The 21,365-nt window shown below is 74.9% G+C and carries 18 protein-coding genes; 10 read left to right on the top strand and 8 right to left on the bottom strand.

The window, feature by feature from the left end; all coding sequences use genetic code 11:
• Positions 1-35 precede the first annotated feature (35 nt).
• Positions 36-551 (bottom strand): hypothetical protein, encoded by a 516-nt coding sequence (locus ACIRO3_RS07755; protein WP_404133637.1) that lies wholly within the window; start codon positions 549-551, stop codon positions 36-38.
• 122 nt (positions 552-673) lie between these two features.
• Positions 674-1,771: an FAD-dependent oxidoreductase gene (locus ACIRO3_RS07760; RefSeq protein WP_404133639.1), complete on the bottom strand. Its 1,098-nt coding sequence runs from the start codon at positions 1,769-1,771 to the stop codon at positions 674-676.
• An 81-nt stretch (positions 1,772-1,852) separates the two neighbouring features.
• Here ACIRO3_RS07760 and ACIRO3_RS07765 point away from each other — a divergent pair, with 81 nt between their 5' ends.
• Positions 1,853-2,446, top strand: a complete 594-nt coding sequence (locus ACIRO3_RS07765) for a TetR/AcrR family transcriptional regulator (RefSeq protein WP_361776515.1) — start codon at positions 1,853-1,855, stop codon at positions 2,444-2,446.
• On the top strand, positions 2,443-3,414 hold the full coding sequence (locus tag ACIRO3_RS07770; protein WP_404133642.1) for an ADP-ribosylglycohydrolase family protein: 972 nt from the start codon (positions 2,443-2,445) through the stop codon (positions 3,412-3,414). Before ACIRO3_RS07765 ends, ACIRO3_RS07770 begins: the two co-directional genes overlap by 4 nt.
• A 31-nt stretch (positions 3,415-3,445) precedes the next feature.
• Here ACIRO3_RS07770 and ACIRO3_RS07775 read toward each other — a convergent pair whose 3' ends face one another.
• Entirely contained in the window at positions 3,446-4,240 is a 795-nt protein-coding gene (locus ACIRO3_RS07775) for an aspartate/glutamate racemase family protein (protein WP_361776521.1), read from the bottom strand.
• A gap of 311 nt (positions 4,241-4,551) precedes the next feature.
• Here ACIRO3_RS07775 and ACIRO3_RS07780 point away from each other — a divergent pair, with 311 nt between their 5' ends.
• From ACIRO3_RS07780 to ACIRO3_RS07795, 4 genes are all read left to right on the top strand, one after another.
• On the top strand, positions 4,552-5,724 hold the full coding sequence (locus tag ACIRO3_RS07780; protein WP_404133645.1) for a glycosyltransferase: 1,173 nt from the start codon (positions 4,552-4,554) through the stop codon (positions 5,722-5,724).
• Between the two features lie 246 nt (positions 5,725-5,970).
• A complete protein-coding gene (locus tag ACIRO3_RS07785; RefSeq protein WP_404133647.1) occupies positions 5,971-6,474 on the top strand; it encodes a DUF6643 family protein in 504 nt (167 codons plus the stop codon).
• 745 nt (positions 6,475-7,219) lie between these two features.
• On the top strand, positions 7,220-7,831 hold the full coding sequence (locus ACIRO3_RS07790) for a hypothetical protein (RefSeq protein WP_361776530.1): 612 nt from the start codon (positions 7,220-7,222) through the stop codon (positions 7,829-7,831).
• A 149-nt stretch (positions 7,832-7,980) separates the two neighbouring features.
• Positions 7,981-10,446: a right-handed parallel beta-helix repeat-containing protein gene (locus ACIRO3_RS07795; RefSeq protein WP_404133649.1), complete on the top strand. Its 2,466-nt coding sequence runs from the start codon at positions 7,981-7,983 to the stop codon at positions 10,444-10,446.
• Positions 10,447-10,531: 85 nt separating this feature from the next.
• Here the strand turns inward: ACIRO3_RS07795 and ACIRO3_RS07800 are convergent, their stop codons facing one another.
• On the bottom strand, positions 10,532-12,868 hold the full coding sequence (locus ACIRO3_RS07800) for a hypothetical protein (RefSeq protein WP_404133652.1): 2,337 nt from the start codon (positions 12,866-12,868) through the stop codon (positions 10,532-10,534).
• A 176-nt stretch (positions 12,869-13,044) separates the two neighbouring features.
• Here ACIRO3_RS07800 and ACIRO3_RS07805 point away from each other — a divergent pair, with 176 nt between their 5' ends.
• Positions 13,045-13,545: an SRPBCC family protein gene (locus ACIRO3_RS07805; RefSeq protein WP_404133654.1), complete on the top strand. Its 501-nt coding sequence runs from the start codon at positions 13,045-13,047 to the stop codon at positions 13,543-13,545.
• A 69-nt stretch (positions 13,546-13,614) separates the two neighbouring features.
• On the opposite strand, the gene ACIRO3_RS07810 is transcribed toward ACIRO3_RS07805, so the two are convergent.
• Positions 13,615-14,742: a PLP-dependent cysteine synthase family protein gene (locus ACIRO3_RS07810; protein WP_404133656.1), complete on the bottom strand. Its 1,128-nt coding sequence runs from the start codon at positions 14,740-14,742 to the stop codon at positions 13,615-13,617.
• Between the two features lie 231 nt (positions 14,743-14,973).
• Here ACIRO3_RS07810 and ACIRO3_RS07815 point away from each other — a divergent pair, with 231 nt between their 5' ends.
• Positions 14,974-15,660 carry an ATP-binding protein gene (locus ACIRO3_RS07815; RefSeq protein ID WP_404133658.1) on the top strand — a complete coding sequence of 229 codons (687 nt, stop codon included), beginning with the start codon at positions 14,974-14,976 and terminating at the stop codon, positions 15,658-15,660.
• 165 nt (positions 15,661-15,825) lie between these two features.
• Here the strand turns inward: ACIRO3_RS07815 and ACIRO3_RS07820 are convergent, their stop codons facing one another.
• Positions 15,826-17,088 (bottom strand): ROK family protein, encoded by a 1,263-nt coding sequence (locus ACIRO3_RS07820; RefSeq protein ID WP_404133661.1) that lies wholly within the window; start codon positions 17,086-17,088, stop codon positions 15,826-15,828.
• Between the two features lie 40 nt (positions 17,089-17,128).
• Entirely contained in the window at positions 17,129-17,851 is a 723-nt protein-coding gene (locus tag ACIRO3_RS07825) for an alpha-ketoglutarate-dependent dioxygenase AlkB family protein (RefSeq protein ID WP_404133663.1), read from the bottom strand.
• Positions 17,852-18,075: 224 nt separating this feature from the next.
• Between ACIRO3_RS07825 and ACIRO3_RS07830 the strand changes: the two genes are divergently transcribed.
• Positions 18,076-18,327, top strand: a complete 252-nt coding sequence (locus tag ACIRO3_RS07830; protein WP_404133665.1) for a DUF6332 family protein — start codon at positions 18,076-18,078, stop codon at positions 18,325-18,327.
• Between the two features lie 74 nt (positions 18,328-18,401).
• Here ACIRO3_RS07830 and ACIRO3_RS07835 read toward each other — a convergent pair whose 3' ends face one another.
• A complete protein-coding gene (locus tag ACIRO3_RS07835; protein ID WP_404133668.1) occupies positions 18,402-19,373 on the bottom strand; it encodes a spherulation-specific family 4 protein in 972 nt (323 codons plus the stop codon).
• A 356-nt stretch (positions 19,374-19,729) separates the two neighbouring features.
• Between ACIRO3_RS07835 and ACIRO3_RS07840 the strand changes: the two genes are divergently transcribed.
• Complete coding sequence (locus ACIRO3_RS07840; RefSeq protein ID WP_404133670.1) at positions 19,730-20,962, top strand: MFS transporter; 1,233 nt, start codon at positions 19,730-19,732, stop codon at positions 20,960-20,962.
• The last annotated feature ends 403 nt before the right edge of the window (positions 20,963-21,365 follow it).

Below are 21,365 nucleotides of genomic sequence, written 5' to 3' on the forward strand. Positions count from 1 at the left end.
TGTACGTCCCCCCGCGCGCGAAGCGGGTGACCGGCTCAGTGGGCCAGGGCCCGCAGGTGGGTGCGGATGACCCGGACCGCGTTCTCCGCGTCGTCGACGGTGACCGTGAACAGTTTCCCGTCGCCCAGGCGCAGCTCCACGCCCTCGCCGCGGCGGACGACGACGGCGGTGCCCTTGTCGGGGCGCCAGCGGTAGCCCCAGCCGCCCCAGTGCTGGGGGGTGATCCGCGGCACGAACTCGGCGGAGATCACCTCGGACAGCGCGATGGTGCGGCGGGGCAGCCCGATGTGGCCGCACCGCACCTCCATGGCCCGGGAGTCGACGGTGACGGCGACGTGGACGAAGGCGAGCGTGCCGAAGAGAACGAGCAGGCCCACCGCCAGGCAGCCGATCACGGCCATGAGCAGCGGGATGATGCCCGCCGTCCACGCGTAGTCGACGGCGAGCTCGACGCCGAGGGCGAGGCACGCCACACCGATGCCGGCGAGCAGCCACTGTGCTCGGTTGGAGGCGCGGCCCGTCCAGAGCGGACCCGGAGGGTGACCCGTCATGTGTAGCAGCGTACTCACGTTCCGCACGCGCGCCACCGTCCGCGCGCCGCCCGGTTCGGCGGCGTCGTCGCGGGCCTGCCGGGCGATCGGGCGTCCACCTCGGCGGACTCCCGGCCGACTCCTCAGCCGGGGAGGAGCCCCACGAGGGCGTCCCGCAGGGCCGGGTGGCGGCCGGTCATGAACCGGTGCAGGGTCCGGGAGGCGAGAGCGACGCGCTGGGCGCTGCGGCGGCGTTCGGTGTCGTACGCGCGCAGCGCGCCGGGCAGGTCCGCGGGGCCGTGCAGGGCGACGGCCCGGGTGAGGGCCTCGGCGTCGAGGAGGGCGGTGCAGGCGCCCTGGCCCAGGTTCGGGGTCATGGCGTGGGCCGCGTCCCCGACGAGCGCGACGCGACCGCCGGCGGTGAAGCGCGGCAGGGCGGGGTGGAGGTGGCGCATGTCGTACCGGATCCAGGTCGCGGGGTCGGTGTCGGCGAGCAGCCGGGGGATCGGGTCGTGCCAGTCGGCGAAGGCGGCCCGCAACCCCTCGGCGGCGCCGGCTCCCCCGCCGGTGTTCCCGTTCTCCCCGGCGGCCTTGGGGACGACGGCGTACCAGTTCGTGCGCCCGGGCTCCACGGGGGTCATGCCGAAGAAGCGGCCCTCGCCCCAGGTCTCGCCGTACGTCCCGGTCTCGAAGTCGGCGATGCCGATCCAGGCCTCGGTGGCCAGGGAGCGCACCGCGCTGCCGGTGCCGAAGCGGGTGGTGCGCACGACGCTGTGGATGCCGTCGGCGCCGACGACGAGGTCCGCGTCGAGCGGGGCCGGGTCGGTGAGCCGTGTCCCGTACGCGATCTCCGCGCCGCCGAGTCGGCGCAGTTCGGCGAGGAGGGCGTCGAGGAGGTGGGGTCGGGAGACGAGGAGTTCGGGTCGGCCCGCCTTGCGTTCGACGCGTTCGAGCGGGAGGGCGGCGAGCACCCTGCCGTCGGGGCGTCGGATCCGCGCGGAGCGGTAGGGGACGGCGCGGGCCCGCAGCGCCTCTCCGAGGCCGAGCCGGTCGACGGCCGCCTGGGCGGTGGGGTGGATGCCGAAGGCGGTGCCGTAGCGCTCCGGTGTGGCGCGGCCTTCCATGACGGTCACCGCCCAACCGGCCCGGCGCAGTCCGACGGCGGTGGCGAGGCCGCCGACGCCCGCTCCGACGACGACGGCGGTCGCGCTCCCGGTGGCCTTGCGGGCGTTCGCGTTCATGGCGGCTCCTCGTCGGATCCCACGACCACCACAGCCGTGGTACTCCACCTGTGGTACCACGTTCGTGGTTAGGCTGACAAGGTGAATCAGGAGAGAAGGGACCGGCTGCGCGACGCGGCCATGGCCGTACTGGCCGAGGCGGGCGGGCGCGGGCTGACGCACCGGGCCGTCGACACCGCCGCGGCGGTGCCCCCGGGCACGACCAAGAACTACTTCCCGTCCCGCGACGCGCTGCTGCGCGGCGTGGCCGAACACTGCCTGGAGCGGTACCGGAGCCGCGCGGCCGCCCTCGCCGGCGCGGCGCCCCCCGTCGACCGGGCTGGGCTCGCGCGATTCCTCGCCGCCCTGCTGGGGGACGTGGCGGGTCCCGGTCGGGCGCGCGTCCTGGCCTACCTGGAACTCCAGGTCGAGGCGGCCCGGCGGCCCTGGCTCGCGGCGCTGCTGGACCCGATCGGCGCGGCGGACTTCGCGGCGCACGGGCATCTGCTCGCCGCCGCCGGGCTGCCGGGCGGACCGGAGCGGGCCCGCGCCCTGACCCTCGCCCTGCACGGGTCGATCCCGCACCTCCTCGCCGGCGCCCCGGACACGCCGGCCGCCGCCGGGCTGGACGACCTGGAGGGTTTCGCGCGCGGCCTGCTGGACAGCATCTGCCCCGACGAACAGGAGACCCCGTGACCAGTCGGCTCGATCGCGCGGTGGGAGCGGTGCTGGGCTCGGCCGCGGGGGACGCGCTCGGGGCGCCCTTCGAGTTCGGTCCCGCCGGCGAACTGGCGGCGCGCGGAAGGGAAATGGCCGGGGGCGGCGGCTGGGATCCGGGCGAGGCGACCGACGACACGCAGATGGCGGTGCTGGTCGGCGAGTCCCTGTTGGAACACGGCGGACTCGAACTCCCCGACGTCTTCGCGAGGTTCCGACGCTGGGCGGCCGGCCGGCCCAAGGACATCGGCCTCCAGACGCAGGACGTGCTCACGAACGGCGAGGCGTGGGACCTGGCCGCCGCCCTGCACTTCCAGGTCAACGCCCGCGCGGCGGGCAACGGTTCACTGATGCGCGCGGCCACCTCGGCGGTGTACTTCGCGACCGCCGGACGGGAGGCCACCATGGAGGCGGGCCGACGGATCGCGGCCCTCACGCACGGCGACCGCGCCGCCTGGGAGGGCACCGCCGTCCTGCACGAGCTGGTACGGGTGACCCTGGACGGAGCCGATCCCCTGGCCGCGCTGCCCGCGACGCTCGACGCCGTGCACCCGGACCACCGCGCACGCTACGGGCGGGTGCTCGCCCCCGACTGGCACCCGGACCTGGCCACCGAGTTCAACGGGGCCGTGTGGCCCTGCCTCGGCTCGGCGGTGTGGGCGCTGCGGACCACCGCGGGGTTCCCCGAGGCCGTGCGGGCCGCGGTGAACCTGGGCGGGGACACCGACACCGTCGCGGCGGTCACCGGGGCCCTGGCGGGAGCCCGCTACGGCCAGGGCGCGATCCCGGACACCTGGACCGGACCGCTGCACGTACCGCTGCCCGGATACGGGGACCGGACCCTCGACGCGTCCGGGCTCCGGGAGCTGGCACGGCGGCTCGCGGCCGCCGGTCCGGGCGCCGCGGCCCTCGACGTCGTCGCGACGACCGCGGGCGGCTCCCCCTGATCGTCGTGGGCCGCCCGGGCGGCCCGCGCGGTCACTGACCGACGGTCGCGCCCGCCCCCGCGAACAGCCGGCCCTCGGCGTAGCCGAGCACCTCGGCGGGCAGCTCGGACGGGCGCCCGCTGAGCAGCACGCTCAGAGCGCCCGTGCGGGGCAGGCCCGGCTCGGGGCGGGCGCCGATGCGGCGCAGCGCCTGTACGGCGACGGCCTCGGCCGACCCGTGGAAGACGAACCCGTTCCCGCCGGTGCGTTCGATCAGGGCGGCCCGGATGGGCGCCTCCACCAACTCGTAGTGCGTACAGCCGAGGACCACGTCCGTGACGTCGGGCGGGGTCAGCGCGGCGGCCGCGGCGACGGTGCGCGCGACGGCCTCCTCGTCGGCGTACTGCACGGCGTCGGCCAGGCCGGGGCAGGGCACTTCGGTGACCGGGACCCCGGCGGCGAACGCGCGGATCAGGTCGCGCTGGTACGGGCTGCCGGTGGTGGCGGGGGTGGCCCAGATGGCCACCCGGCCGCCCGCCGACGCGGCCGGCTTGATCGCGGGGACCGTGCCGATGACGGGGATACCGGGCTCCAGCTCGGCCCGCAGGGCCGGCAGGCTGTGCACGGAAGCGGTGTTGCAGGCCACGATCAGCGCGTCCGGCCGGAGCGCGGCGGCGGCCCGGGCCACGGCCAGGGCCCGCCCGGTGAGGTCGGCGGGGGTGCGCGGTCCCCACGGCATCCCGTCGGGGTCGGAGGAGAGCACCAGATCGGCGTCCGGCCGCAGCCGGCGCATCGCGGCGGCCGCCGCGAGGAGGCCGATTCCCGAGTCCATGAGCGCGATCTTCACCTGGTCACCTTAATCGACGACCCCCTCGAACCCGACCTCCACGCCCCACGACGCCGGCCCTCGCCCGCCGCGGCGGCCGTTCCCGCCACTCCCCCACCCGTCGTCCCGACCCTCGTCCCGACCCTCGCCCGACCTTCGTCCCGGCCCTCGCCCGCCACTCCCCCACCCGTCGTCCCGACCCTCGTCCCGACCGTCGTTCCACCGCCCCGCCCGCGCGTGCGACGAGCGGCCCGGAGTCCGGCACCACACCCGCCGGGTCGCCACGCGCCGATGCGCGCGACACGCACCGCGGGTTTCGGCACACTGCGGCCATGGGCCTCCTCCTCACCGCCGCGCATGCCTCCCTCGCCGCCTGGCTCTGGCTCACCCTCGCCCAGGGCATGTTCTGGCGCACCGACGTCCGGCTCCCCGGGCGCACCGATCCCGCGCACTGGCCGTCCGTCGCGATCGTCGTCCCGGCCCGGGACGAGGCGCGGGTGCTCCCCCACAGCCTTCCCTCCCTGATCGCCCAGGACTATCCCGGAGCCGCCGAGATCTTCCTGGTCGACGACGGCAGCACCGACGGCACCGCCGACCTCGCCCGGCGCCTGGCGGCCGAACAGCCGGGGCTCCCGCTCACGATCGTCTCCCCCGGCGAGCCGGAACCCGGTTGGACCGGCAAGCTGTGGGCCCTGCGCCACGGCATCGGACAGGCCCGCGCGGCCCGTCCCGTCGAGCCGGACTACCTCCTGCTCACCGACGCCGACATCGCCCACGAACCCGACAGCCTGCGCGAGCTCGTCGCCGCCGCGACCTCCGCGGACCTCGACCTGGTCTCGCAGATGGCCCGGCTGCGGGTGGCGAGCGTCTGGGAGCGCCTCGTCGTCCCCGCCTTCGTGTACTTCTTCGCGCAGCTCTACCCGTTCCGCCGGGTCAACCGCCCCGGTGCTCGGACCACCGCGGCCGCCGGCGGGTGCGTGTTGCTCCGTACCGCGACGGCCGTCCGCGCCGGCGTCCCCGACTCGATCCGGCAGGCCGTCATCGACGACGTGTCGCTCGCCCGCGCCGTCCGCCGCTCCGGCGGCAGGATCTGGCTGGGGCTGGCGGAGCGGGTGGACAGCGTGCGCCCGTACCCCGCGCTGGGGGACCTGTGGCGGATGGTCTCGCGCAGCGCGTACACCCAACTGCGCCACCAGCCGCTGCTGCTGGCCGGCGCGGTGGCCGGGCTGACGGTGGTCTACCTCGTCCCGCCCGTCGCCCTCGCCGCGGGGCTGCTCGTCCCGCGCCCCGCCCTGGCGTGGCCGGGCGGGCTCGCCTGGCTGCTGATGGCGGGCACCTACCTGCCGATGCTGCGCTACTACCGTCAGTCGGCCCTCTTGGCCCCGCTGCTCCCGTTCACGGCGCTGCTCTACCTCCTGATGACCGTGGACTCGGCCGTCCTGCACCACCGGGGTCGCGGGGCCGCCTGGAAGGGACGCACCTATGCCCGTCCCACCGACGCCTGAAACGACCGCCGCCGACCTGAAGCCGCGTCATCCGAGGTCACCGCGTTGTGACGGAACGTCAGCACCACATGGGTGCAACGCACAACCGGTCGGTACGAGTAGCAGCAAGTCGGGGCGGAAGTGGCGAATCGTGCACGTGGACGTGAAGTGAAGCCTGGGGCCCTGACCTGCGAATATGCAGGTCAGGGCGGTGTTGGCCACACCTCGCTATGGACCCGGTGAAGTCGTGGGCTTAACTTAGGTCCCATGACCTCCCCCCGCTCCACTTATGGCGGCGGTTACTACTCCGCGCCCTCCTTCCCGGACACCCCCATCTACGACTCCCTCGTCGCCGAACGCGGCACCCCGCAGATCGCGCCGATCCGTGTCCCGGCCCAGTACGACTCCCCGAGTGCCGGCTATTCGAGCGGTGGGTACCTGCCGGCCCTCCCGTCCGCCCTGCCCGCCCTGCCGCCCGCACCGCAGCAGCAGCAGGCCTCGGCGTACGGGTACCCGTACCAGCAGCAGTCCGCGCCGCAGCAGATGCCCGTGCCGTTGCAGCAGGCGCCCGCGCCGTACATCCCGCAGCAGCAGCCCGTCGCCTCCCGCCCGGTGTACGCGCAGCAACAGCCGCAGCAGCCCCGCCCGGTCGCCTCCGGCACCGGGTACGAGGCGATGCGTCCGGCGGCGCCCCGGCCGATGCAGGCACCCGTGCAGGCCCCCTCGTACGAGGACCCGTACGGCCGCCAGTACCAGGGGCGCGGCTACTGACCGGTCCCCGGGGGAACCGGGGTGTCGGCGCCGCACGGCGCCGACCCGGGCAAGGGTGAGGGCGGCCGGAAGGACGTCCTCGTGCCGAGCCTGTACGTCCAGGCGCTCCACGCCCATCCGTCACATCGGCGGCGGGGATTGCTCCCGACGAGGTGGCCGTGGAGCGCCGGGGTCTGTCCGGCGGCGCCGCCGGGCCGTGATCGACGTCGAGGGTTCGATCGTCACCAACGGCGGCGGCCCCGACCGGCCTTGGCCTCGTCGCGCCCGCTCGCGACCATCCGTTCGACGCCGGCCGTTCGACGCCGTCGGCGCCTGGGATGCCCGCCCGGCCGGCGCCTCTCGACGACCCGGGGGTCCGGCGCGCCGCCGGACCGGGACCACGCGACGCGGCTGCCCGGCGAGAGCGCGAGCCCGGCCGACGCCCGGCTCCCGCCGATCACCACCGTGGCCTCGCCGCAGGCCCCGCAGGAACCCATCGCCCGCGGAGACCACCCCGACGAGGGGCCGCCGCCGATGGACCGGTCCCGCCGGAACAACACCTTCGAGGGGCTCGACCCGCCCCCCGGAACCAACCGGCACAGCGGGGCCGTTGAATGACTCGGGACGGGTGACACCGATACGGCCGGGGCACGGGGGACGTGCACCGGATCGGGTGGCACACGTCCGCGCGTCCCGGAATGCGCGTCCACCGGGCATGCGGGAGGCTTGGACGCGCAGACAGACGGAGGCAAGGGGGTGCCGGACCGTGCGAACAGCAATGGGTGTGTGGCGTTGGCGGCGCAATCCGCTGCGCCGACCGACCGATCTCATCGAGGCGTGGGCGGCGTTCGCCGCCGTGGTCTGCGTCCTGGTGGTCGCTCCGGCCGTCGGCTGGCTCACCGGGCACCAAGTGGACGGAACCCTTCAGCGGGCCGCGCACGAACAGCGGCAGGAGCGGCAACTGGTCCCGGCGGTGGTGCTCCGGGCGGCTCCGGACCCGCCCGCCGGCGCGGAGAGCGATCCGCCGGCAGACCGACAGACCCCGGCACGGACACAGGTCGTGGCCTCGTGGATCGCTCCCGACGGCACCAGCCGCCAGGGAACGGTGCCGGCCGCGGAGGAACCACCGCGTCCCGGCGACAGGTTCCGGATGTGGACCGACTCCGGGGGGCGGCTGGTGGGCCGCCCGCTCGATCCGTCGGCGGCGTCCTTCCACGCCACGATGGCCGGCCTGGCCGCCGCCCTGGGTCTGGCCGCGTTGGTGGAGACGGTCCGCCGCCTGGTCGTACGCCGGCTCATGCATCGGCGGTACTCGTGTCTGGACCGGGCGTGGGCGGCGGCCGGCCCGGACTGGGGCCGGGCGGGTGCGGGCAGCTGACCTGGCAACTCACCGGCCCCGCGCGCGCTACGGTGGACCGGGTGGTTCAGCCGCTCCGGGCACTTCGATCTCTTTGAGCTGCCTCGGTGACGCCAGTCGCCCCGGCAGCGCGATGACCACGAATACGAGGGTGGGGGCACGACAGCACCATGGCTCAGGGCACGGTCCAGGTGACACACGGCGGGGCTTCGCGGTGGCGCCGCCGCTCCGGTGAGTATCCGACGCTGAGCGCCGCGCTCGCCGTCGCGGGCGACGGGGACGTCCTCTCCATCGGCCCCGGCACCTACCGCGAGAACCTGGTCCTGGAGCACGCCGTCACACTGCGCGGCCTTGAGGGCGGCGTGGGTTCGGTACGGATCGCCCCGCCGGACGGGGTGGCGCTGACGGTGCGCGCCTCGGCCGTGGTCCAGGACCTGTACCTGGAGGGCCAGGACCGGGCGGCGCCCGCGCTGCTCGTGGAGGACGGCTCCCCCGAACTGACCGACCTGCGCGTCAGCACCCGCTCGGCGGCCGGCATCGAGGTGCGCGGCAGCGGGGCCCGGCCGCTCGTGCGTCGCTGCACGGTGGAGAATCCCACCGGGGTCGGCATCGCCGTGCTCGACGGCGGCGGCGGGGTGTTCGAGGAGTGCGAGGTCGTGGCCGCGGGCCAGGCCGGCGTGTCGGTGCGCGGCGGGGCGCGGCCGCGCCTGGAACGCTGCCGCATCCACCACGCCACGGGAGCGGGCATCGGCGTCACCGGCGAGGGCTCCGGCCTGGAGGCGCTGGGCTGCGAGGTGTACGAGATCAAGGGCGCCGGCGTACAGGTCGCGGCGCGGGCCACCGCCCGGCTCACCGACTGCGCGGTGCACCGCACCTCGGCCGACGGGGTCACCCTCGACACCGACGCGGTGCTCACGCTCGCCGGCTGCGACATCCACGACATCCCGGAGAACGCGGTCGATCTGCGTTCCCGTTCGGTGCTGACGCTCAGCCGCACCACCGTGCGGCGCTTCGGTCGCAACGGCCTGTCGGTCTGGGATCCGGGGACCCGGGTGGTCGCCGAGTCCTGCGAGATCCACGACAGCACCGGCGACTATCCGGCGGTGTGGGTCAGCGACGGGGCCACCGCCTCGCTGGACTCCTGCCGCGTGCACGACGTGCCGGACGCGCTGTTCGTCCTGGACCGGGGCTCGCGGGTCGACGTCGTCGACAGCGATCTGTCCCAGGTCCGCAACACCGCGGTGTCGGTGAGCGACGGGGCGACGGCGCAGTTGGACGACTGTCGGATCCGGGAGGCGGCGACCGGGGCCTGGTTCCGCGACCACGGCAGCGGCGGCACCCTCGCCAACTGCACCGTCGACTCGGTGCAGACGGGTGTGATCGTCACCAAGGGCGCCGATCCGGTGTTGGAGCGGTGCACGATCAGCTCCCCCACCGAGGCCGGCTTCTACGTGTCGGCGGGCGGCCGCGGCACCTTCACGGCCTGCCGGGTGACCGGCAGTTCCGGCTTCGGCTTCCACGTCATCGACGGCTCGCGCACCACCCTCGCCAAGTGCCACACCGAGCGCTGCGCGCGCGGCGGCTACGAGTTCGCGGAGGACGGCCCGGTGACCGAGGACTGCACCAGCGACGAGTCCGGGCCACGCCTGGCCGCCCAGTCGGCCGCGATCGGCGGACCGGGCGGGGCGCAGAGCGGGATCCGTACCGTCGCGGCGGACCGGGTTCCGCCGGCGGCGGCGGACGTGCCCCCGGCCCGGTCCGGCGAGCCGGCGGCGGAGCGGGCGACGCCGGCCCGCGGGTCGGGCGAGGTGCTGGGCCACCTCGACGCGCTGGTGGGCCTGGACAGCGTCAAGCGCGAGGTGCGCGCCCTCACCGACATGATCGAGGTCGGTCGCCGACGGCAGCAGGCGGGCCTCAAGGCCGCCTCGGTGCGCCGGCACCTGGTCTTCACCGGTTCCCCCGGCACGGGCAAGACGACCGTCGCCCGCCTGTACGGGGAGATCCTCGCCTCCCTCGGGGTGTTGGAGCGCGGTCACCTGGTCGAGGTGTCCCGGGTGGACCTGGTCGGCGAGCACATCGGTTCGACGGCGATCCGTACGCAGGAGGCGTTCGACCGGGCGCGCGGCGGGGTGCTGTTCATCGACGAGGCGTACGCGCTGGCCCCGGAGGACTCGGGGCGGGACTTCGGGCGCGAGGCGATCGACACACTGGTGAAGCTGATGGAGGACCACCGCGACGCGGTGGTGGTGATCGTCGCCGGGTACACCGCGGAGATGGACCGGTTCCTGACCGTGAACCCGGGTGTGGCCTCGCGCTTCTCCCGCACCATCACCTTCGGCGACTACGGGCCCGAGGAGCTGTTGCGGATCGTGGAGCAGCAGGCGGAGGAGCACGAGTACCGGCTGGGCGAGGGCACGGGGAAGGCCCTGCTGGCGTACTTCGCCGACCTTCCCAAGGGGCCGGCCTTCGGCAACGGCCGCACCGCGCGCCAGACCTTCGAGGCGATGGTCGAGCGGCACGCCGGGCGGGTGGCGCAGCTCGACGATCCGGGTACCGACGAGCTGACCCTGTTGTTCCCGGAGGACCTTCCGGTGCTGCCGGGGCCGGCCGCGGCCCTGCCCGCCGGCGCGCTCTGAGCCCGGTCGGCGAGGCCCGTTCACGACGGCCGCTGCGAAGGGCGGTTTCCGACGGCTGTTCCCGGCGGCCGCTCACGGCGCCCGTTCACCGGTCGAGTCGGCTCCCCGGGCGTGGGTGCGGGACATCGGTCCCCGACGCGGCGGCCAGGCGGGCGAGCAGTCTGTCCCGTTCGGCGGCGAACGCCGGATCGGCCTGGTAGTCGGAGTGTCCGAGGATCGGCGCGGGCAGCGGGTGGAGCGCGCTGCGCCCGTAGGCGAGCGGATCGGCGAGCGGGCCCCGGTCCACGTCCTCCTCCGGGCCGGCCCCGACGGGACCGCCGATGGGATCGGTGGCCCGCCACAGGTTGCGCCAGCAGTCCAGGTCGCGGTGGAGTGCGGTGAGGGGCCCGGGGCCGAAGTAGGCGGGGAACCAGCGTCCGTAGAGCCGGGCCAGCGGGGATCCGTAGGTCAGCAGCGCGACCCGGCCGCGGACGTCCGGCGGCAACTGCCAGACGGCGGCGGCCGCGAGGACACTGCCCTGTGAGTGGCCCGAGATGACCAGGCGGCCCCCGGTGAGCCCGGTCCAGGCGACCATCCGCCAGGTCAGGTCCGGCACGGCCCGCTCGGCGTAGCAGGGCGGGGCGAAGGGGTGGGCGGCGCGCGGCCAGAAGGTTCCCACGTCCCACAGGATCCCTATGGTGCGTCGGGCCGCCGGGTCCCGGTAGGCGCGCCGGCCCCAGGTGACGAACAGGACGAAGCCGAAACCGATCAGCCAGGACCCGGTGTCCTGGGCCGCGCGGGCGGCGGCCTCCACGGCGGGGTGGCTGCCCCGGGCCGCCTCGCCCGGTACCTGCTCGGTGATCCAGGCCCCGGCCAGGGCGCCCGCTCCGAGCAGGAGCGTTATCCCGGAGACGGCCGCCACGAACCAGGGCGCGGAGTCGGTGAGGGCGGCGGCGGCCCGGGCTCCGGCGATGCGGCGGCTGCGCGCGGGGTCGGGCGACTCACCCGGGTATTCGGCGGCGACGGTGGCGGCGAGCCGCCGCGTCGTGAGGGCGCCGCGCAGGGCGAACCAGGCGGCGAGCAGGGCCAGGACGAGCAGCAGCGGCGGCAGCACGGCGGCCTGCCAGGACAGCAGCACGGGCGGCCCGGGCAGGGTGGCTCCGGCCATGCCGGGGGTGGCTCCCCCGTCCAACCAGTCGGCGACCCGCTGGGCGACGCCGCCGGACATGACACCGCCGAGCGCGCACCCGAGCATGGCCACGGCCGGGCCGCCGAGGCCGCGCAGGGCGGCCGCGGGGTCGGGGGCCGCCCGGTGGAGGCGGCGGGCGACGGCGGCCAGGGCGAGGGCGCAGCACCCCTGGCCGAGCATCAGCGCCCCGAACGCGAAGTCCCCGGGCAGCCGTCCGGCGGAGGTCCAGTCGGGTCGGGACCAGCACGCGTAGACCAGGGCGGCGGCGAGCAGTCCGAGGGAGCCGCGCGGCAGCAGGGTCACGGCGGCCCGGTCGAGCCGGTGGTCGGGGCGCGCCTCGGTGCGGCCGCGGCGGCAGACCACGCAGGCCACCGAGACGGCCGTGCCGGCGAGCAGGACCTGGAGCGCCCAGCCGGCGGCTTCCAGGGCCGGGGCCCCGGCGCGCCGGTCGAACGCCGCGGTGGGTACGGCGACGGCCACCGCGACGGTGAGCAGCCCGGCGGCGGTGTGGGCGGCGCGCAGCCGGGCCACGAGCCGGCGCCCGTACCAGAATCCGGGGCGCCCGAGTGCGGGGGTGTCGTCCTCGGGGTTGTCCGGCTCGGCGGCGCCGGCGGGCGGCGGCTGGGACTCGTAGGCGCTCCAGGTGCGGTTGGACAGGTACCAGAGCAGTCCGGTCAGGGCGGCGGGGAGCAGCGCGCCGAGCGCGAGGCGTGGTCCGGGTTGCCCCCACCGGCCGCCGGGCCGGGGGAAGGGCAGTTCGTCCGCGCAGTCGCCGGACCCGGCGCACTGCCAGGCGACAAGGTCGAGCGCGACCTCGCAGGCGGCGGCGATCAGCAGCACGGTGAGGCTGAGTGCGAGGAGCCGCACGAGGACTCCGTACGCGCGCGCCGTGCGGGGCGAGTGGCCGGCGGCCGGTGCGGCCGGCCGGGCCCAGTGGGCGAGGTTGGCCACCATGAACGGCAGGAGCAGCAGCCACAGGGCGCGGGCGCCGTTGCCGGAGGTGAGCCGCGACCAGCAGTAGGCCTCGGGCACGGGTCGGCCCACGTAGCGCTCGGGGTGGGCCTCGGCGTCGGTGTCCTCGGCCCGGCGGAACACCGCGGCGGTGGAGTCCCCGGTGATCCGGACGGTGCGCGGGTCGCCGAGGAGTTCGCCGGGTGCGGCGCCGGCGACGCCGTGGACCAGCAGTTCCAGGGCGAGGGGGAAGGGGGTGGCAGGTCGGTGGGAGGGGGTGGGAGCTGGGGGGTGGTCCGGCACGGCGGCCTCCGCTCGCGGGGCGCTTTCGGCCCCTGACCAGGATCCCGCCCGGCGGGCCCGCTGCCCAGGCCTCCGTTCGCGTGAACATTGTCCCGCCGGGGACGTCTGACGGCGCGTCGACAGGGCCTAGGGTGGCGCGCACACGTGTTCCCTCTTCGTACTCAGGAGGTACCGCCATGGCTCGCCGACTCCGCCCGGTGGGGCTGGACTTCATCGAGGTCGCCCCGGTCCGTCTGGTCTTCTCGGCGCGCGCGACGGCGACGCCCGAGGCCGTGTACCGGGCGCTCGCGGAGGAGGTGACGGGCTGGCCCGACTGGTTCCGGGCGGTGACGTCGGCCCGCCCGACGGAGGGCGGGGCCGGTCGCGAGGTCCGGCTGACGGGTGGGGTCCGGTTCCGCGAGACGATCATGGCGGCGGAGCCGGAGCGACGGTACGCGTACCGGGCGGACGTGACCAACGCGCCGGGTCTGCGGGCCCTGTTGGAGGAGTGGCGACTGTCGGCCGCCGGCCCGGAGGGGTCTTCCGGCACCCGGATCCAGTGGACCTTCGCGGCGGACGGGCCCTCCCCGTTCCGGCTGGCCCTCAAAGCCGCCCGACCGGGACTCGACCACGCGTTCCGCTCGGCGGTACGTGCCCTCGACGCCCGACTCACGGGCCGGCGCGGCGCGGCTCACTGACGCCGGCGCGCCGCGCGCGAGCGGTCCGCTCTCCGGGGCCGGGCCCGCGGGGCGGGCGCCGCCCCGGCGTCAGCTCGCCGGTTCCCGCCAGACGCCGGCCGTCAGCAGCGTGTCGATGGTCTGCGCGTACGGCGCGATGTCCAGGCCTTGTTCGGCCAGCCAGGCGTTCGAGTAGTACTTGTCCAGATAGCGGTCGCCCGGGTCGCAGAGCAGCGTCACGACACTGCCCGTGCGGCCTTCGGCCACCATCTCCGAGATGATCTTCAGGGCGCTCCACAGGCCGGTGCCGGTCGAGCCGCCGGCCTTGCGCCCTATGGCCCGCTCCAGGGCGCGACAGCCCGCGACGCTCGCCGCGTCCGGCACCTTCATCATCCGGTCGATGGCGCCCGGCACGAAGCTCGGCTCCATCCGGGGACGGCCGATGCCCTCGATGCGGGAGCCGCGGTCGCTGCTCGCGTGCGGGTCGTGGTGGGTCCAGCCGTCGAAGAAGCAGGAGTTCTCCGGGTCGGGCACGCAGATCCGGGTGTCGTGCTGCATGTAGTGCACGTAGCGCGCGATGGTCGCGGAGGTGCCGCCGGTGCCGGCCGTGGCGACGATCCAGGTGGGCTCGGGGTACCGCTCCAGGCGCAGCTGCTGGTAAATCGATTCTGCGATGTTGTTGTTGCCGCGCCAGTCCGTCGCCCGTTCGGCGTAGGTGAACTGGTCCATGTAGTGCCCGCCGGTCCGCGCCGCCAGCTCCGCGGATTCCTCGTACATCTTCATCGAGTCGTCCACGAAGTGGCACTCGCCGCCGTGGAACTCGATGAGCCGACACTTCTCCGGGCTGGTCGTGCGCGGCATGACGGCGATGAACGGGACGCCGATCAGCTTGGCGAAGTACGCCTCCGACACGGCGGTGGAGCCGGACGAGGCCTCGATGACCGGGCGGCCGGGGCGGATCCAACCGTTGCACAGCGCGTACAGGAACAGAGACCGGGCGAGGCGGTGCTTGAGCGAGCCGGTCGGGTGCGTGGACTCGTCCTTGAGGTACAGGTCGATGCCCCACTCCTCGGGGAGCGGGAAGCGCAACAGGTGGGTGTCGGCGGACCGGTTGGCGTCCGCCTGCACCTTCCGTACGGCTTCTTTCAGCCAGGCGCGGTAGTCCGCGTCGCTGCGGTCGACGTCAGCGGTCGTGGCCGTCGTGCGGGTGGTGCCCATGCGCCGTACTCCTTCGTGCCTTCCGTGGTCCCCTGCTGCGCAATGTACCTCCCTCACCTGCGCAAACACTTGCTTTGGGTGTCCATGCGAATCCCTTTAGGACCCCTGTCGGCCGGGCCCCGGAGCGCCCGTCGTGCTCGTTCGGTTGCACAGCGGGGTGGTGTGGGTGACTCTGGTGGAGCATTACCGAGGGTGCAGCACCCGTAACACTCATGTCGGGGAGTCGCAGCCGTGATCAGTCATTCCCGCAGGCACTGCGTCGTCGAACTGCAGGCCCTGCCGTCGCGGATCGGCCAGATCCGCCGCATCGTTTCCGCTCAACTGCGCCACTGGCAGCTCGACCCGCTCATAGACCGGGCTGCGCTCGGCGTGACGGAGCTGCTCGGCAACGTCCACCGCCACGCGCAGCCGAGCAAGGTCTGCACGGTGGAGATCGAGCTCCGTCTCGGGCGCCTCACCGTCTCGGTGGCCGACAGTGATCCGCGCCTGCCCGTCCTGCGGGCGGCCGGTGACCTGGAGGAGCTGGAGACCTGCGGCCGCGGGCTCGCGCTCGTCGAGGCGGTCAGCGAGGCGTGGGGGGCGCGGCAGCGGACGGACGGCGGCACCGGCAAGGTGGTGTGGTTCTCCCTGCGGGCGGCCCCCGCCATGACCCCGCCGACGGGTACGGTGCGGATCCCGTCCAAGCCCGTGCGCGAGGTCGCCCCGATCGTGTCGGTCGCCGTGGAGCCCGCGGCCGTGATCACGAGCGTGCCGGTGTCGGCGTCGATGCAGGCGTCGATGGTCGCGTCGATGCCTGCCGCGTCCATGCCCGCCGCGACGGCTGCGGCCGGGGCGACGGGGGCCGGTGCGACGGCGTCCATGCCGGTGACGCCTGTGTCGGCGTCACCGCCGGTGGCCGTCGGCGCCGAGCCCGGTTAGGGCCCGCACCGGCGGGCACCCGTCCGCCGGTGTGGGCCCGCCCTCCGCCGGGGTTCGGGTAGGGCGGGGGTTCGGCTCCGCCGGGGGTTCGGGTCCGCCGGGTGTTCGGGTAGGGCAGGGGTTCGGGTAGGGCAGGGGTTCGGGTAGGGCGGGGGTTCGGGTCCCTCAGGCCGCCGCGCCCAGTGTCCCGAGCGGGTCGTCGAGTACCGGCTGCCACGCCAGTTCCGCCGCCCCGACCAGGCTGTTGTGGTCCAGGGTGCACGGCAGGATCGGTACGCCGCCGCTGCGCCCCCACAGGCTCCGGTCCGCCACCACCGCGCGCAGCCGCTCCGGGTCCGCGGACAGCAGCTCCCGGTGCAGGCCGCCCAGGATGATCCGGTCCGGGTTCAGGATGTTGACCAGGCCCGCCAGGCCCAGGCCGAGCCGGTCGATGAGTTCCTCGGCCGCCGCCCGTACGGCCGGTTCGGCGTACTCGGCGCGCAGCAGGTCACGTGCCTGCTGGAGCAGTGACACCTCGGGCCCCGGTGTGCGGCCCGCCGCCGTGAGGAAGGCCAACGGGTCCGCCTCGACGTCCAGGCAGCCCCGGCTCCCGCAGTGGCAGGCGCGCCCCTCGGGGTTGACGGTGAGGTGGCCGACCTCCAGGGCCAGGCCGGCGCTGCCGCTGTGCAGGCGGCCGTCCAGCACCAGTGCCCCGCCGACCCCGCGGTGGCCGGTGGCCACGCACAGCAGGTGCTGGGCGCTGCGGCCCGCACCGTGGCGGTGCTCGGCGAGCGCGGCGAGGTTGACGTCGTTGCCGGTCAGCGCCGGACCGTCGATCCCGGCGGCTTTCACCCGTTCGGCGAAGATGGCCCGTACGGGAGAGCCGGCCGGCCAGGCCAGGTGCAGCGGGTTCAGTGCGGTGCCCTCCGGTTCGGCGACCGCCGAGGGGACCGCGAGGCCCGCGCCGACGCACCGCAGCCCCGATTCGGCGAGCAGCGCGGCGCCCGCCTCGACGACGGCGCCCAGCACCTGCGCGGGGTCGGCGGAGACGGTGACCTTGCCGGGCGCGGTGGCCACGATCCGGCCGCCGAGGCCGACCAGGGCGGCCCGGAACCCGTCGGGGTGGACCTGCGCGGCCAGGGCCACGGGGCCGTTCTCGTCGATGGAGAGCCGGTGCGAGGGCCGGCCCTGCGCGCCGCCCGCACCGCCGGGGCGGGAGTCGACGCGGATCAGCCCGAGCGCCTCCAGTTCGGCGGCGACGGCCCCGGCGGTGGCACGGGTGACCCCCAGCTCGGCGGTGAGGACCGCGCGGGTCGGGGCCCGGCCGGTGTGCACGAGCTCCAGCGCCGGACCGAGTGCGCCGCGCCCCCGCTCCAGTCTGGTCCTCGCGGACGCCGCGGACACCGTGGACACATCCCCCACCCGCGGCGGGGCCCCGTTGCCGTTCATGACAGCGATCCTCGCATGATCGGGAGGCACCCGAGGCCGCTCACGGGACGAGGCCGCCGACCCGCAGTGTGATGTTCAGCCGCCCGCTCAGGCCGAGGGCTCGCGGCCCGGTGCCGGGCAGGACCTTCGGCACGCCGTGGTGGGCCAGTCGGCTCGGGCCGCCGAAGACGAACAGGTCCCCACTGCGCAGTTCGACGTCCTGGTACGGGCGTCCGCGCGAGGCCGTGTTCCCGAAGCGGAAGACGCAGGAGTCACCGAGGCTGAGCGAGACGACGGGCGCCCCGGACCGCTCGTCGGCGTCGCGGTGCATGCCCATGCGGGAGTCCCCGTCGTAGAAGTTGATCAGCGCGATGTCGTAGACCTCGTCGCCCTGCCAACCGTACGAGGGGTACGAGCCGAGCCGCCCGGCGGGCTGCTCCCCATCGCCCCGCCCGAGCGCGTCGGGCGCCCCGTACGCCGCGGCCACCGCGGCGCGCCCGAGGTCGGCGAGCCTGGCGGGCATCGGCTTGACCGGCGCCCCGTCGCCGTCGACGGCGGTGCGGGCGTATCCGTACGGGTACCAGTGCAGGCCCAGGCACACCTGCCGGGCGGTCATCGTGCCGCCGCCGGGGGTGTGCACGGTGCGCAGCCCGGCGGGCGGTCGCGCCCACTCCCGGCACTCCGCGAGCAGTTCCCGCTGCCGGTAGGGGCCGAGCCAGTCGGGCACGTGCACGGCGCCGGGTGCGATCTCGGTCCGCTCGCGCGGGAAGAGTTCCCCATGCATGCCTCCATTGTCACGGCCGGCCGATCCCCTCGCCCGCGCGGCGCCTCCACGGCGGGGACGGCGGAGACTGCGGGGACTGCGGAGAGGGGGGTGAGGCGGCCGGGTGGGCGGGGCGGGGATACGGGGGGTGTGGGGGTGGCGGGTGCCAGCGGTGGGGCGGTCGTGCCCAACGGCGGCTCGAAGATGCCCTTGTGACAGTCCGTCCGACATTGGACACTGCCCGTATGGGGCGACGCACACAGGCCGATCGGGACGCGATCACCATCGAGATCGGCTACGCCTTCGTCAGCGCGGGGCTCGCCGCCGGCCTCGTCTTCGCGGCGGTGTTCGCGCCCGCGCCGGTCTTCGACCTCTCCCCCGCCGCACACCGCCTCCTCGCGGTCGCGGGCGGGATCCTGGCCGCCGCCGTGTTCGTACTGCGCGTCACACACCTGCTGTGGCGCTTCTCGCGCCGCCCGGAGAACGACGGTCGCTAGGTCCTGTCGTCAAAGTGGCGCCACGGGCCAGGCGAAACCTTGACGACAGGACCCAGTGCTGTGACCGGAAGGGTTCAGCCCAGGGTGGCGGCGTAGCTGGTCTGGCCGCGGTACTTCCATGTCGGGCCGGTGTTCCACGGGTTGGGCATGACGGTGTTGGTGGCGTAGGCGTAACCGGCGCCGCGCTCGAAGGCGGTGCGCAGGGTGGTCAGCATGGCGGAGGCGTCGGGCACGTCGTGGACGAGGTGCCAGAACGAGGTTCCGCTCGGGTCGAGTTCATCGCCGGCGCGGTAGCCCGTCGCCTCGTTGAAGACGTTCCCGCCGAGCCGGCCCTCGGAGGTGTAGGCGGCGTAGGTGTCCTCGAACGTGACGAAGACGTCGGCGGTGCGACGGCCGGGCTCCAGGTAGCAGTCGGCGATGGCGGTGCCCGGGTTGTTGACGACCAGGTCGGGGGCGGCGGGGTCGACGGCGTCCATCGTCTCCTGGACGTAGCGGCGCAGCGCGGCGTAGTGGTCGCGGGTGGCATTGTCCGGCCCGCAGTCGCGGCTGACGACGTCGAAGAAGATCCCGTCCACGTGCAGCCGACCGTCGGGGGTCTTGAGGTAGTTGTCCACGGAGGCCTTGACGGCGGCGATGTCCCGATTGCCGTGGTCGGTGTGGACGTAGCCGAGTACCTTGGTCCGCTCGCCGGTGGAGGTGGTGCCGCCGCGCAGGGCATCGGCCCGGTCCCGCCACGGGGAGTCGAAGGGGGAGTCCCCGTTGCCGGGGTTCAGGACGACCAGCGAGGCGGCCGGGCCGGTGGCGGTGAGGTCGTTCAGCATCGGATCGTCGGCCCACACGTACGCGGGGACGCCGATCTCCAGCCCCCGGACGCCGGGCAGCCGGGGGACGGGGGGCGTGGTGGGCGCCGGGGCCGGCGCGGGTTTGCGGGCCGCCGGCGCGTGGTCGGCGCTGTCCGCCGAGGCGGTCACGGCCGGCGCCGGGGCCACCAGTAAGAGGGTGGCCACGACGGCGAGCAGAGCCTTGCCGGCACGAGCGCGGGTCATGGCTGTTCCTTCGGCGGCAGTGGGCGGGACCCGACGAACACTAGGCGGACGGACGGTTCGTGAAAGCCGAACCACCCGCTTTCGTATGAGGAACAGAAAAACGATCCTTCACCTCATCATGTGAATCTCCGTCAGATGCCGCCGGCCGCCCCGCGCCCGTCCGCCCCGCGTCGGCCCCCGGCGCTGTCGGCCGGGGGCGGCCAGTGCCGGCACCGTGTCACCGCGTTCGACCGCGTTCGACCGGCCACCGGCGGGGGGCGGGCCGGGTGTGGGGGGCCGGGGGTTCCGGGGGGCGGGTGCTACAATGATCACGTCGGCCTTCAACGCCCCACCTCGGGCGTTCGGGGGCTTTTTTCATGCCCTCTCACACCTCCCGCCCCTCCCCGGTGCCCGCCACGGCCGGCTACCGATCCCTGCTCCGCAACCGCGAGTTCGCCGGCCTGTACGTCGGCTTCACCCTGACGGTCGCCGCGAGCACACTTTCCGGTTTCGCCCTCGGCACCCTCGTCCACGAACGGACCCACTCCCCGTTCCTGACGGCCGTGAGCATGTACGGTGCCACGTTCGCGGCGGTGCTCGGTGCGCTGACGCTGATGTCGGTCGCGGACGGACACCGCCCCCGCCGCACCCTGGTCACGCTCCAGTGCCTCGCCTTGACGGGTGTCGCCGCCCAGGCGATACCGGGGCTCCCCCTGGCGGCCCGGTTCGGACTGCTGCTGATGCTGGGGTTCTTCCAGTCCCTGGGAACCGGCACCCGGATGGGACTGCTCGCCGAGATCGTGCCCGCAGCTTCCTACGCGACGGCGCGTTCGCTCATGAACATCACTTCCGGCGGCATGGCGATCCTTGGCTACGCCGTCGGCGCCGCCCTGCTGAAGTACCTGAGCCCATACGGCGTGTTCCTCGTCGCCGCCGTCCTCACCGGCATCGCCCTCGTCGTGGTCGCGGCCACCGTCCGGGAGCACTCGATCCGCCTGACCCGCAGGCCGGGACTGCGCCAGACCTGGACCACGAACGTGGAGCTGTTCTCCCACCCCGGCCGGCGGGCGCTGCTGCTGAACCTGTGGGTTCCCAACGGTCTGATCGTCGGCTGCGAGGCGCTGTTCATCTCCTACGCGCCCGACCACGCCGGCGCCCTCCTGGCCGCGGGTTCGGCCGGCATGCTCCTCGGAGACCTCACCGTCGGCCGACTGCTCACCGCCGAACGGCGACGGCGGTACGCGTTCGCCCTGCGGCTGCTCCTCGCCGCCCCCTACCTGCTGTTCACGTTCCACCCACCCGTACTGATGGTGACGGCGGCCGTGTTCGTCGCCGGCGCCGGGTTCGCCGCGACCCTTCCCCTCCAGGAACAACTCCTCGAACTGACCCCCGATCCGGTCCGCGGCCAGGTCCAGGGCGTCGAGTCCGCCGGCCGGATGACCTGGCAGGGCGTCGGGGCGGCGATCGCCGGGGGCATCGCCCAACACCTCACGCCGGCCGTCACGATCACCACGATCGCCGCGGTCTCCGTCGCCGTCACCGTGACCTCCCGCCCCTTCGTGACCCGCGCCCACGCCCACACCGACCGGGTGAAGGGGGGCGGTGCATAGGGGCGCGGGCGCGTGGACGTCGAACGCGTGGGGGGGCGGACGCCCTGGGGGGCCCGGGGGCGGAGGCCCGGGGGGGGCGGACGCCCGGGGACAGACCCGAGGGCAGACGCCCGGGGGGCGGACGCCCGGGGGGCGGACGCCCGGGGGGCGGACGCGAGAGGCAGACGCCCAGGGGAGCGGAGGCCCGGGCAGCGAATGCCAGGGGACGGACCCGAGGGCGGACGCCGGGGAGCGGAGGCGTGCTGTGGGCGGGCTCGCAGGGGTCGGAGGCGTTGCGGACCGGATGCGCAGGGCGCTGGATGCGCCCAGGCGCCGGGGCGGACGCACAGCCGACCCGATACGCGCAGCGGACCCGATACGCCCGCGGTAAGGCCGGTGTCGCCGGAGCGCCACATGAGTAGTG

It is taken from the genome of Streptomyces sp. NPDC102278 (genome assembly GCF_044766345.1).
In the GTDB taxonomy this organism is placed as follows: Bacteria; Actinomycetota; Actinomycetes; order Streptomycetales; family Streptomycetaceae; genus Streptomyces.